The sequence below is a fragment of the Cupriavidus sp. HPC(L) genome, from assembly GCF_000307735.3.
Taxonomy (GTDB): Bacteria; Pseudomonadota; Gammaproteobacteria; order Burkholderiales; family Burkholderiaceae; genus Cupriavidus.
Genome location: NZ_AMPR02000257.1, coordinates 1 through 13,430, shown reverse-complemented (window position 1 = coordinate 13,430; position 13,430 = coordinate 1). Strand labels below are relative to the sequence as shown.

9 protein-coding genes are annotated in these 13,430 nt (G+C 65.3%); 4 read left to right on the top strand and 5 right to left on the bottom strand.

Annotated elements, in window-relative coordinates; all coding sequences use genetic code 11:
- Positions 1–27 precede the first annotated feature (27 nt).
- Entirely contained in the window at positions 28–1,296 is a 1,269-nt protein-coding gene (locus B551_RS14960; protein WP_253281366.1) for a serine hydrolase, read from the bottom strand.
- Here B551_RS14960 and B551_RS14955 point away from each other — a divergent pair.
- A complete protein-coding gene (locus B551_RS14955) occupies positions 1,258–3,057 on the top strand; it encodes a saccharopine dehydrogenase NADP-binding domain-containing protein (RefSeq protein ID WP_253281365.1) in 1,800 nt (599 codons plus the stop codon). The genes B551_RS14960 and B551_RS14955 overlap by 39 nt on opposite strands.
- Positions 3,058–3,349: 292 nt before the next feature.
- Entirely contained in the window at positions 3,350–5,302 is a 1,953-nt protein-coding gene (locus tag B551_RS25160; RefSeq protein WP_006576860.1) for a putative Ig domain-containing protein, read from the top strand.
- Positions 5,303–5,344: 42 nt separating this feature from the next.
- On the opposite strand, the gene B551_RS14945 is transcribed toward B551_RS25160, so the two are convergent.
- Positions 5,345–6,106: an SDR family oxidoreductase gene (locus B551_RS14945; RefSeq protein WP_006576861.1), complete on the bottom strand. Its 762-nt coding sequence runs from the start codon at positions 6,104–6,106 to the stop codon at positions 5,345–5,347.
- Between the two features lie 243 nt (positions 6,107–6,349).
- Here B551_RS14945 and B551_RS14940 point away from each other — a divergent pair, with 243 nt between their 5' ends.
- Both B551_RS14940 and B551_RS14935 read left to right on the top strand, forming a co-directional pair.
- Positions 6,350–7,345 (top strand): GlxA family transcriptional regulator, encoded by a 996-nt coding sequence (locus B551_RS14940; RefSeq protein WP_023264427.1) that lies wholly within the window; start codon positions 6,350–6,352, stop codon positions 7,343–7,345.
- A complete protein-coding gene (locus tag B551_RS14935) occupies positions 7,342–7,878 on the top strand; it encodes a dihydrofolate reductase family protein (protein WP_006579265.1) in 537 nt (178 codons plus the stop codon). Before B551_RS14940 ends, B551_RS14935 begins: the two co-directional genes overlap by 4 nt.
- 92 nt (positions 7,879–7,970) lie before the next feature.
- Here B551_RS14935 and gyrB read toward each other — a convergent pair whose 3' ends face one another.
- The 3 genes from gyrB to dnaA all read right to left on the bottom strand — a co-directional run.
- Positions 7,971–10,496 (bottom strand): DNA topoisomerase (ATP-hydrolyzing) subunit B, encoded by a 2,526-nt coding sequence (gene gyrB, locus B551_RS14930; protein WP_006579264.1) that lies wholly within the window; start codon positions 10,494–10,496, stop codon positions 7,971–7,973.
- 224 nt (positions 10,497–10,720) lie between these two features.
- Positions 10,721–11,836, bottom strand: coding sequence for a DNA polymerase III subunit beta (dnaN, locus tag B551_RS14925; protein WP_023264426.1), 1,116 nt, complete (start codon positions 11,834–11,836; stop codon positions 10,721–10,723).
- A gap of 322 nt (positions 11,837–12,158) precedes the next feature.
- Positions 12,159–13,430 (bottom strand): chromosomal replication initiator protein DnaA (gene dnaA / locus B551_RS14920; RefSeq protein ID WP_023264425.1); only part of this gene is annotated, 1,272 nt, incomplete at its 5' end.

Here is a 13,430-nt window from a genome sequence, read left to right as displayed (position 1 = left end):
GGCGTTGCGAGGGTGGCCGCCACCGATCTACCGACCGACCGCGCGATGGATCGCCAGTGCCGCCGCGACCATGGCTTCGGATGACTCGAGCACGCGTGCCGGATCGTCCCGCTTGCGCAGGCCCGCGGCGCTGGTCGCGCGCGCCGCGCCATCCGGGCTGGCAGAAAACTTCACCACAGTCAGCCCTTTGGCCGGATTGATATAGATCTTCTGCCCAAAACGACCGCTGGCCTCGACGCTGCCGTCGCCGTCGTTGCGCTGGAACCAGTAGTGGCGATAGCCATACCCGTCGCGGCCGGGCGTAATGTTGCCGCGTGCGAAGCGCGCCTGATTGGTGGCCGGCTTCAGCGCAATCCGGACTGCCGCCGGTGAAATGCCAGCCGATCCATCGCCCGCCGCCGCGCGGCGTACCGCCTCGGCAAAGCGGGCGGCGTCGCGCAGCGTCGAGTTCATGCCGCCGCTGGCCATTTCCGTAGTCAGGCGGTCGACCTGCACATAGGCATCGTCGTCGGCAAAGCGCGACCAGATCATCTCGCTGACCAGCTGCGACCAGCTCTTGCCGGTAATCCGGCGCAGCGCCCATGCCACCGCTTCCGGCGAACCGTTCTGGTAGTACCAGACGCCGCCATCCGCACTGCTGTCGGGACGGCCAGTCGCATGCACGACCTTGAGGAAGTCGTAGATGGTATCGGGCGCATCGGGCTTGCGCGGCACGATGCCGACCGCGCCGAACAGCCCCAGGTCCGGCGGCAGCCCTTCGGGGTAGCCGACCGGCACTTCCATGTCGAGGTTCTGCTGCACCGTCGCCTCGCCGAACGGATTGCCGGCGAGCTCCGGTACGTACTGCGCGAGCCGGGCCTGCGGATCGAGCTTGCCCTGTTCGATCAGCATGGCCGCAAGCAGCCCCGTCACCGATTTCGTCATCGACGCCCAGATGTGCGGCTGGTACGGACCGAAGCCGGCAAGGTAGCGCTCGTAGACGATCCTGCCCTGGTGCAGAACGATAAAGCCGTCGGTATGCGTGACGCGCAGGTAGTCGGCAAGCGAGATGGTCTTGTCCCCCACCGTGAACGTGGCGCCGTCCAGCTCGGCGCCGGGCTGGCCATCCAGCGCCAGCGGTCGATCGGCATGGCGAATGCCGGCGGTCGCCGACATTTCTCGCGCATGCCGAAACGCCCAGCGCATATACGGCGGGCGCAGACCGCTGCCGCGGCTGAGCTGCCGCTCCGCAGAGGGCGGGAAGCCCTGCATGACTTCATGCTCGGCAACCGGGGAAGTCGGGCGATCGTCCCGCACCTGGGATGCGGCTGGCGACGCCACGATCAGCGCGACGGCAAAGCAAGGCCAATGGCGTCGAATGGCGGTCGCGAGCGTTGGCGATCGGGTTGGCATGCTGTCTCCGTTCTTCTGATGCGGCGCGGTGAGGTGGCAGCGCCGCCGTGTGTGCATGGTGCGAGCGGCGCGATACCGCTCGGCGGCTTATCTTGCGTGGGCTGCGGCAGGACAACAATGATGTGCCGGGAATATGGGCATAACCCGTCGGAATGGCGCTCGATGCAGCGCCGGCGAAGACCCGTTGGCAGCGGGCGGCACGTGGGGATACCATGGCCTGCGGCACTCCGCTGTGGCGCGCCGTTCAACACGCGAACCGGGCCGCATCGCCGTTGCCGGACAGAAGGGGTCAACGTGATCGACCACATCGTCATCGTCGGCTTTGGCTGTATCGGCCAGGCCGTGCTGCCACTGCTGCAGCGAACCTGGCCACGGGCCGCCATCACCGTAGTGGATCGCTCGTTCGACGATTGCCGTCGTCATCTCGTGGCGGCGCACGGCCTGCAGGCGGTGGAGGCTGGCATCACCGCGGACACGTTCGCGTCGGTCCTTGCTCCGCTGTTGCGTGACGGGACCTTTCTGCTTGGCGTGGCGCCGTCCGTCTGCAGCCGCGATCTGATCGCCCTGGCCCAGTCCCACGGTGCCTTCTATATCGATGCCGGCATCGAGCCCTGGGACTATGCCGGCGATGCGAACGCCCCGCAACTGAGCAACTACGCGCTTCGCGAACAAATGCTGGCGTTCGCTCGCGGCCGCGAGACGATGCCCACGGCGCTGGTCGCGCATGGCGCCAATCCGGGCATGGTCTCGGTGCTGGCCAAGGCCGCGTTGATCGAGCTGGCCCGCCATGCCGGCCTCCAGCAGGCCGGGCCGCAGCATCGCGGGGACTGGGCGGCGCTGGCACGCCGCCTCGATCTACGCGTGATCCAGATCAGCGAATACGACAGCCAGCAAGCGCCCGGCTTCCCGCGCGAAGGCGAGTTCGCCAACACCTGGTCCGCCGAGGGCTTCATCACCGAATGCCTGCAGGATGCCGAACTCGGCTGGGGCACGCACGAACCGGCGCTGCCTCCCGGCGGCTACCGCCATAGCGATGGTTGCGGTGCCGCGATCGCGATCCATCGGCCCGGACATCGGACACGGGTGCGTTCATGGTCGCCGTCGCACGGACCGTTCGACGCCTACCTGATCACCCACAACGAGTCGATCTCGATCGCCGCCTATCTGACCGACGATGCCGACGATCCTGCCGGCCTGCCGCCGTATCGTCCCACCGTCTACTACGCCTATCGCCCGACAGACGCCACGCTGGCCTCGATGCAATGGCTCGACGAGCGCGCCGCACCGCGCGTACGCGGCGAACGCATCCTGCGCGACGAGATCGTCGGCGGGGAGGACGAGCTCGGCGTGCTGCTGCTCAGCGGCCGGCACGGTGGCATCTGGTACGGGTCGCACTTGAGCATCGAGCGGGCGCGCTCGCTGGCGCCGTACAACTCGGCGACCAGCCTGCAGGTCGCATCCAGCCTGGTGGCCGGGATGCGATGGGTACTGTCGAATCCGCGGCGCGGCGTGGTGGAATCGGATGCGGTGGACTACGGCCCGGTGCTGGCCGATGCCGCGCCGTGGTGGGCGCCGCTGGGCGGCCATTTCACCGATTGGCCGCCGAAGCGCGGAGCGACGTCTTTGGCGATTGGCGAATTCCTGCTCGACGCGCCAGCCGCCTGATAGCGCCGGCGGACTGGATTTTCCATCTCTTCCACCACAATTCATTTGGCGCCGCTGGAAAAAGATCCTTCGCCAAACCATGGGAAATTCAGCGGCATTTGGCGTTAATCACCCCGTGCATTACCTGGTGTATATTTCGCCGATTCCCGAACCATCGCCAATTTGCCGGGTTGTTTTTGCATTTCGACCCGTATCGAATGCGATTGCCGCAACGGCTGCGTATCGGCATGCAAGGTAATACCGTTGCCATTCGGGAGCGCGCCGTAAATCAACGGAACTGGAACCGGGAAAAATGACAACACTCTTTCGCCATGCCGCAATTCGCCCGCGGCTCCAACTGCAGCGGCCGGGCCAATGGCTGTTGCTGCTGATGTGCCTGTGCTTGCTGTCACTGCTATCCGCGTGCGGCGGCGATGACGACGACGACAAGCAGACGCCCTCGCCAACCCCGACGCTGCAGGCGCCGGCAGGCCTCAGTTACGGCATGTCGTCGGTGGTCTACGAACTCGCCAAGCCTATCGTGCCAAATCGTCCCAGCGCGAGCGGGGGTGCGGTGGAGCGCTACAGCATCGCACCGGCATTGCCGGCGGGCCTGTTGCTCGATGCGGTCACCGGCGTCATTTCGGGGACGCCCACGACGGTAGTCCCGTCGACGGTCCATGTCGTCACGGCGGAGAACGGCGCCGGCAGCGCGACCACCCGCGTGCAGATTGAAGTGCGCAACGCGGCGGTGGCCCCAAGCCAATTGGCTTACCGCGAGTCCGCGGTCGTCTATACCGTGGGCGAGCCGATTGTCGCGAACGGCCCCGGCAACGGTGGCGGACCGATCGATGCGTACACCATTACGCCGGCGCTGCCGGCCGGCCTCGCATTCGATACGCAGACGGGCGTGATCAGCGGCACGCCAACTGTCGCCGCGGCCGAAGCCACCTATACCGTGACGGGCAGCAATGCGGCGGGGCAGACAACAACCACGCTGCGCATCGCGGTGGAAGCCGCGGTGGTGGCGCCCACTGGGCTGACCTACGTCCAGCCTTCCGTGCTGTACGTCGCGGGCGAAGCGATCGTTCCGAACACACCGGTCGTGACCGGCGGCGCCGCGGCCAGCTTTTCGGTGAGCCCCGCGCTGCCCGCAGGCCTGAGCCTGAACATCCAGACCGGCGTGATCGCGGGAACGCCCACGGCGATTCAACTGCAGAAGGTCTACACGGTTACCGCTACGAACAAGGCAGGCAGTACGTCGGCCCAGGTCCGCATTGCGGTGACCGGACGCGGCAGCTGGGCGCAGGTCGCCTCGCTGCCCGGTCCGATGCATTACATGACGGGGACCACGTTGAACAGCGGCAAGGTTCTGGTGGCAGGCGGTTATCTGGCATCGGCACCGAGCGCGTCTGCTTTTCTCTACGATCCGGCCACGAACGCCTGGGCGGCCACGGCAAGCATGGCGACTTCCCGGGTCGAAGCCACGGCGACTCGTCTCAATGACGGCAAGGTCTTGGTTGCCGGAGGCGGCAGCGCTACCGCGGAGGTCTACGATCCTGCCACCGGTACCTGGCAGGCAACCGGCAGCATGTCGGAGGCCCGCTCCAGGCACACGGCAACGCTGCTGCCTGACGGCAAGGTTCTGGTCATCGGCGGCAACCTCGCTAGCGGCCGCAGTTCGACGGCCGAGCGGTACGATCCGGCTACCAACGCCTGGACGCCGATGACGACGGCCCTGGGCTCTCCCCGCGGTCAGCATGCCGCGACGCTGCTCCCCGGGGGCGCCGCAATCCTGCTGGTCGGTGGCATTGGCACGATGGGTTTCAACGTGACCGCCGAGCTGTATCCGGTGGACGATAGTGGGACGATCACGCCGGTGCCGTACCCGGGCGGGGGCAGTAACGTCGCGCAATCCGAGTTACTGGGCAACGGCAAGGTGCTCGTGACCGGCATGGGTAACACGGGCTGGCTTTACGACCCTGTTGCCTCGACCTGGACATCGAGCGTCATGAATGCGGCGCGGACACTGCCTGCGATGGCACTCCTGCCTGATGGCCGCGTCCTGGTGGCCGGTGGATCGAACACGGGGACGCTGGCGAGCGCGGAGATCTATAACCCGGACACCAACGTCTGGACCGTGGCGGCGTCGATGTCGGTGGCGCGCCGCGCCCCGGTGGCGACGGTGCTTTCCGATGGGACCGTGTTGGCCATTGGCGGGGCGAATTCGTCCAACGTCGACGCGGTGGAGCGGTTTTCGCCATAGTCGAACGGCCGGGGAGCCCGGCCGTCGAACTGGCACGCGACCTCAACCCACGGGAATCGGCGTGGCCGCGATGCTCTCGTTGAAGCCATTGACGAAGGCATGCTCGCCCGCGCCGGGGTTGTCGCGCAACGGGCGTGCCGCTTCGACCAGCACTTCCTCGGCATCGGTGGCCAGCGCTGCCATGGTCTGTTCGATGAAGGCGTCCAGCGGCATCGCGCGCGGGTCGTCGCTCTTGTGGATCAGGTCGGTGTTGACCCAGGGCGGGGCGATTTCCTGCACGCGTACCGAGGTGTGGCGCAACATGAAACGCTGCGACAGCGCGTACGAATGCAGCGCCGCCTTGGTGGCCGAGTAGACCGCGGTGTTGGCGAGCGGCACATAGGCCAGCACCGACGTGTTGTGGATCACCACCGAGCGCGGCTGGCGCTTCAGGTGTTCGATCAGCGCCGAGGTCATGCGGATCGGGCCGAGCAGGTTGGTGGTCACGGTGGCCTGCATCGTCGCTTCGTCGATCGCCGCGTCGGCCTGGTCGAAGGGCATGATGCCGGCATTGTTGATCAGCACGTTGAGTCTCGGAAAGCGCGCGGTCAGTTCGGCTGCCGCCTTCGCGACACTGCCGGCGTCGGCGATATCGAGCTCGATCGCGGCCATGCCCGGGTTTGCCTGGGTCACCTCGTCGAGAAGAGGCTTGCGGCGGCCGCCGATGATGACCTGGTTGCCGAGCCTGTGAAACGCCTCGGCGAGGCCGCGGCCGATGCCCGAGGTACCGCCGGTGATGAAGATCGTGTTGTCGGTGAGTTGCATACGAGGTCCTGTTTCGTCATGGATGAGCAGCAGGCTCGCGCTGGATTCCCGTGAGCTTGCGGTGCCGTCGGCGTGTCGAGTGCGATGCCGTCAGGAGCCATTGTGGGCGAAGCCCGTGGTGGCTCAAATGACGAAAAACCCACGATAAGGGACATCGGGGACATTGGCGAAGGACCGACGGAAGGCGGGCCGGCCGCTACAATTGCCGGCATCGAATCGGCAGAACCCTCCAAAGCGGACATCATGAGCGCACGCATTGCCCTGGTCGTCTATCCCGGCTTCCAGATCCTCGACATGGCGGCGCTGACGGTCTTCGAGCTGGCGAACGAGCTGTCGCCGCAACCGCGCTACGAGATTGCGGTGGTATCCGCAGACGGCGGCATGGTGGCCGGATCGTCGCGCGTCAAGATCGAGACGCAAGCGATTGGCAGGCGGCGCTACGACACCTTGCTGGTTGCCGGCACCACGACGCAGGCGCCCACCGAGCCCGCACTGATCGCGCAGTTGCGGCGAGCGGCGCCGCGCGCCAGGCGCATCGCCAGCATCTGCACCGGAGCCTTCATCGTGGCCGAAGCGGGCCTGCTCGACGGACGCCGGGCGACGACGCACTGGGCCCTCGCGCGCGAGCTGCAGCAGCGCTTTCCCGCGGTACAGGTGGATGAGGACAAGATCTTCGTCAACGACGGACCGGTCTGGACCTCGGCGGGCATGACGGCCTGCATCGATCTGGCGTTGGCCCTGGTGATGGCCGACCTCGGCGATGCGCTGGCCAAATCGATCTCGCGGATGATGGTGGTCCACTACCGCCGCACGGGCGGGCAGTCGCAGTTCTCCACGCTGTCCGCGCTCGAACCGAAGTCGGACCGCGTCCGGCTTGCCCTCGACTTCGCGCGGGAGCATCTGCACGAGCCGCTATCTGTCGAACAGCTGGCCGAGCACGTGCACTGGAGCAAGCGGCATTTCAGCCGGGCATTCCAGGCGCAGACGGGCATGTCGCCCGCCAAGGCGATCGAGAAGCTCCGGCTCGAGGCGGCCCATGCGCTGATCGAGGCAGGCGAAACGTCGATCGGGAGAGTCGCATCGCAAACGGGATTCGGCGATGAAGAGCGGATGCGGCGCGCCTTCCTGCGCTCGCTCGGCAGGCCGCCGCAGGCGCTGGTACGGGAAGCGCGGGCGCGGCACCTTGGCGAACGGACTTCTCGGACAATACAGTCCCGACACATGGAGGCAATTCAATGATCACCGCACACGTCTTCATCGCCACCAGCCTCGATGGCTTTATCGCGCGCCGCGATGGGGACATCGACTGGCTTCTGCAGCGCGACGATCCGAGCGAGGACCATGGCTATACGGATTTCATCGCGGACAAGGATTGGATCGTGATGGGACGCGGCAGCTATGAAAAGGTGCAGACCTTCGACCCGTGGCCCTACGACCGGCCGGTGCTGGTGCTGTCGAAACAGCTGGCCGGTACGCCGGTGCCCGAGGCGCTGAAGGGCAAGGTCCGCTTCGCCGATCAAACGCCGAAGGAAGCGATGGCGGCACTGGCGCGCGAGAACGTGCGCCGGGTCTATGTCGACGGCGGTCAGCTGGTGCAGTCGTTCCTGCGCGAGGGCCTGATCGCGGACATGGTGATCACCACGGTGCCGGTGCTGATCGGCGCGGGAAGGCCGTTGTTTGGCGAACTGCCGCACGACATCGATCTTGCGCTGGTATCAAGCCGCAGCTTTCCTTCGGGGCTGGTGCAGTCGACGTATCGGGTGGTGTCTTGAATTGATCGAACGAGCATAAAAAACGCCCGGCCGCAGAGCGGTCGGGCGTCTCGCCTCGTTGGAGCGGGCTGCCGTGCTACGGCGCCGCGCGATCAAACATCGATATTGCGCGCCACCAGTGCATTCGACTCGATGAAGTTGCGGCGCGGCTCGACCTCGTCGCCCATCAGCGTCGTGAAGATCTGGTCGGCGGCGATCGCGTCCTCGATCTGCACCTTCAGCAGGCGGCGCTGCGTGACATCCAGCGTCGTTTCGAACAGCTGCTCAGGGTTCATCTCGCCCAGACCCTTGTAGCGCTGACGGGACACGCCGCGTTCGGCTTCCGACAGCAGCCACTGCATCGCGCCGTGGAAGTCGTTGACGGTCTGCTCGCGCAGCTTTTCGCCCTCGCCACGGCGGACCTTGGTGCCGACCGGGATCAGGCCCTGGAAGGTCTTGGCGGCGAGTGCCAGCGCGGCGTAGTCGGCGCCGTGGACGAAGTCGGAATCGATGTGCGACAGCCGCACGTTGCCGTGATGGCGGCGGGCCACCATCAGGCGGTGCTTCTCGTTCTTCTCGTCGAACTGCGCGTAGACGTCGGCGGTGCCATCGTCATTGACCGCGGCGCCATTCAGGCGCTTGGCATGCATTTCCGACAGCTTGGCCTTCAGCGCGCGGGCCGAGGCTTCGGCGGCTTCGGCCGAGTCGAGGTTCAGTTCGACGCCGTCGGCGATCGCGCGCAGCGCGTCGCTGTCGACCACGCGCGACAGGCGGCCGATCACCGCCTCGGCGAGCTGGTACTGGCGCGCCAGTTCGGTCAGCGCGTCGCCGGCGATCTCGCTGCCGTCGGGGCGCAGCAGGCTGGCCTTCTCCATCGCCAGGCGCAGCATGTACGCGTTCAGCTCGTTGTCGTCCTTGATATAGCGCTCGTCCTTGCCGTGCTTGACCTTGTACAGCGGGGGCTGCGCGATATAGACATAGCCGCGCTCGATGATGTCGGGCATCTGCCGGTAGAAGAACGTCAGCAGCAGCGTGCGGATGTGCGAGCCGTCGACGTCCGCATCGGTCATGATGATGATGCGGTGGTAACGCAGCTTCTCGAGGTTGTAGTCGTCCTTGCCGATGCCGGTGCCCAGCGCGGTGATCAGCGTCAGCACTTCCTGGCTCGACAGCATCTTGTCGAAGCGCGCGCGCTCGACGTTCAGGATCTTGCCCTTGAGCGGCAGGATCGCCTGGAACTTGCGGTCGCGGCCCTGCTTGGCGGAGCCGCCTGCGGAGTCGCCCTCGACCAGGAACAGTTCGGACAGCGCCGGATCGCGTTCCTGGCAGTCGGCGAGCTTGCCGGGCAGGCCCATGCCGTCGAACGCGCCCTTGCGGCGCGTCATTTCACGGGCCTTGCGCGCGGCTTCACGCGCGCGGGCGGCGTCGACGATCTTGCCGCAGATGATCTTGGCGTCGTTCGGCGTTTCCAGCAGGAAGTCGCCCAGCGCCTTCGATACCAGTTCCTCGACCGGCAGCCGCACTTCCGACGACACCAGCTTGTCCTTGGTCTGCGAGCTGAACTTGGGCTCGGGCACCTTGACCGACAGCACGCAGGACAGGCCCTCGCGCATGTCGTCGCCGGTGGTCTCGACCTTGGCCTTCTTGGCGATCTCGTTTTCTTCGATGTACTTGTTGATGACGCGCGTCATCGCCGCGCGCAGGCCGGTCAGGTGGGTACCGCCATCGCGCTGTGGAATATTGTTGGTGAAGCAGAGCACCTGCTCGTTGAAGCCGTCATTCCACTGCATCGCCACTTCGACGGTAATGCCTTCCTTCTCCGCATTGGCGTAGAAGATATTCGGATGCAGCACCGACTTGGCGCGATTGATGTATTCGACGAAACCCTTGACGCCGCCGGAGAAGGCGAAATCCTCTTCCTTGCCGGTGCGCTGGTCGGTCAGGCGAATATGCACGCCGTTATTGAGGAACGACAGTTCGCGGATGCGCTTGGACAGGATCTCGTAATGGAATTCGACGTTCGTGAAGATTTCCTCGTCGGCGAGGAAGTGGACTTCGGTACCGCGCTTGTCGGTCGGACCGAGCACCTTCATCGGCGAGACTTCGACCGGCTGTCCGTCCGGGCCGTTGACCGTCTCCAGGATGCGGTTCTGCACCGCGCCCTGGGCGAACTCGATGAAATGCGCCTGGCCGTCGCGGCGCACCGTCAGGCGCAGCCATTTGGACAGCGCGTTGACGCAGGACACGCCGACGCCGTGCAGGCCGCCCGAGACCTTGTAGCTGTTCTGGTTGAACTTGCCGCCGGCGTGCAGCTCGGTCATCGCGATTTCCGCGGCGCTGCGCCGGGGCTCGTGCTTGTCGTCGAACTTGATGCCGTGCGGAATGCCACGGCCGTTGTCGATGATCGAGATCGAGTTGTCGGTGTGGATCGTGACCTGGATTTCCGTGCAGTAGCCGGCCAGCGCCTCGTCGATGGAGTTGTCCAGCACCTCGAACACGAGGTGATGTAGGCCGGTGCCATCCGAGGTGTCGCCGATATACATGCCCGGCCGCTTGCGTACCGCCTCCAGGCCTTCCAGGATCTGGATCGAGGAGGCGCCGTAGCTGTTTTCCTGTTGCGGGTTCTGCTGTTGGGTCATGTTTTCCTACTCACGGCAAATGCGGGGAGCGCGGCGCGCCGGGTCACGACGCGGCCATCGGCCCTCCGCATGGCGGTTACATAAAAACGGCAAAGGGGCGGATCGCCATGATCCTGCCCCTGCTACTGCGGGTCGGTCGCGCCGGTTGTTTGCCCGTTGCGAGCGCCGTAGCCTGCCGTTCGATGCTCCGGATTCTGCGTATCTTGCGATCCTTTACCGGAACATCAGATGCGCATCGGCATGACGACGTACTTGAAGTTGTCGTCTTCCGGCACGGTGATCAGCGCGCTCGAATTCGAGTCGCCGAGGCTGACCTGGACCTGCTCGCTCTTGAGGTTGCCCAGCACGTCGAGCAGATAGGTCACGTTGAAGCCGATATCGAGCGCATCGCCCGAATAGTCGAGTTCGAGCTCTTCCTGCGCCTCTTCCTGGTCGGCGTTGGTCGAGCTGATTTTCAGGGTGTGCGTATCGAGAATGCAGCGCACGCCCTTGAACTTGTCGGTGGTCAGGATCGCGGTGCGTTGCAGCGCCTGCTGCAGCTTGATGCGATCAATCGCGAAGGCGTTCTTGTAGCCCTTCGGAATCACGCGCTGGAAATCGGGGAACTTGCCTTCGACCAGCTTCGAGATCAGCTCGACGTTGGCGAAGGTGAACTTGATCTGGTTCGCGGCCAGTTGCACCTGCACCGGATCGTCGTTGTCCTCGAGCAGGCGTTGCAGTTCCAGGATGGTCTTGCGCGGGATGATGACTTCCTGGCGGGCGCCGGCGCCCGCGGCTTCCTGTTCGAGCTCGACCGCGCAGTAGGCGAGGCGGTGGCCGTCGGTGGCGACCGCCATCAGCTTCTTGCCGTCGACTACCAGCAGCATGCCGTTCAGGTAGTAGCGGATGTCCTGCTGGGCCATCGCGAAATGCACCATCGCCAGCAGATGCTTGAAGGTCTTCTGCGGCAGGGTGACGCTGGCGTTGAATTCGGTGGCCTCGGCGACCGTCGGGAATTCCTCGGCGGCCAGCGTCTGCAGCGCGAAACGGCTCTTGCCCGATTGCACCGTCATCCGCTTGTCCGACAGCGACAGCGCGACATCGCCGTCCGGCATCGCCCGCAGGATGTCGAGCAGCTTGCGCGCGGCCACGGTGGTGGCCACGTCGTCGCTGCCGACGCCGCATTCGGCGTGCGTGGTGATCTGGATTTCGATATCGGTGGACAGGAAGGAGACGTTGGCGCCGGACTTGCGGATCAGCAGGTTGGCCAGGATCGGGAGGGTGTGGCGGCGCTCCACGATGCCGCTCACGATTTGCAGCGGACGCAGCAGATTGTCTCGCGAGGTTTTGACCAATTGCATTGAATATGTCCTTCGTCGTTTATAGTCAGCGTCCGCCGGGTGTTCTGGACAACTCCAAAATCACTTAGGAATCAAGGAGTTAATGTCGCATTTTACCTCGAAACGGGCGGCTCGGCAAAGCCGGACGATGTGTGGCTCGTCTGCATATTGTGCATGAAAAGCCACGATCCCCCAATATGTGGCGGCGGCCCGGAAACCCTTGTCCCGCGCGGGTTTGCGGGTCCCCGCCGGCCTTTCGTTGGCCCCCCGGCAACGCGCGGCGCGCAGACCACAGTATGCCAGCCCGCCGGGCCCGTCCCGCAAAATCCCCGGCGCCGGGTTTTCAACCCTTCAGGGTCTGTTCCAGAACGTGCAGTTCGTGATTGAGCTGGGCGTCCTTGCTGCGCTCGTCGGCGATCTTGCGTACGGCGTGCAGCACGGTGGTGTGGTCGCGTCCGCCGAACAACTCGCCGATCTCGGGCAGGCTCTTCTGCGTCAATTCCTTGGCCAGATACATCGCGATCTGCCGCGGCCGCGCGATATTGGCAGGCCGCTTTTTGGAATACATATCGGCGACCTTGATGTTGTAGAAGTCGGCGCAGGTTTTCTGAATGTTTTCTACCGAAATCTGCCGGTTCTGTACGGTCAGCAGGTCCTTCAGCGCTTCGCGCGTGACCTCGATCGTGATGTCCTTGCCGTGGAAGTTAGAGAACGCCAGGATCTTGCGCAGCGCGCCTTCCAGCTCGCGGACGTTCGAGCGCAGGTGCTTGGCGACGAAGAAGGCCACTTCCTCGGGCACCGAAACGTTCTCCGCGGCGGCCTTCTTCATCAGGATCGCGACGCGCATCTCCAGCTCGGGCGGCTCGATGGCAACGGTCAGGCCGGAGTCGAAGCGCGAGATCAGCCGGTCGTCGATGCCGGTGATTTCCTTCGGATAGGTATCGCTGGTGATGATGACCTGGGCGCGATTGGCGATCAGCGCCTCGAACGCATAGAAGAATTCTTCCTGCGTGCGGTTCTTGCCCGAGAAGAACTGAATGTCGTCGATCAGCAACAGATCGAGCGAGTGGTAGTAGCGCTTGAACTCGTCGAACGCCTTGCGCTGATACGCCTTGACCACATCCGACACGTACTGCTCGGCGTGGATATAGCGGATCCGCGCGCGCGGGTTCTCCATCAGCATGAAGTTGCCGATCGCGTGGATCAGGTGGGTCTTGCCGAGGCCGACGCCGCCATACAGGTACAGCGGGTTGTACGACTTGCCCGGATTGTTGGCGACCTGGATCGCCGCCGCGCGCGCGAGCTGGTTCGCCTTGCCGGTGACGAAATTGTCGAAGGTCAGGATCGGGTTGAGCCGCGAGCGCTCATGGACCGTGTCCGCCGCCTGCTGGCCCGGCATCGGCTGCTGCGCGACGCGATACGAGCGGGCCGCGGCCTCGGCCGGGTCCAGTTGCGGCACGTCGACATCGACCACGTCGGCGCCGATCGCGTGGCCGCCGCCGGGGTAGGGGGCCGCTTGCGGGTTGCCCGTGCCGGCGCCAATGCCGCCGTGGATGGCGCCATACCCCGCCGGCGCGGCAACGCCGGCACCGGGTTGCTCCGGCGCGCCATACAT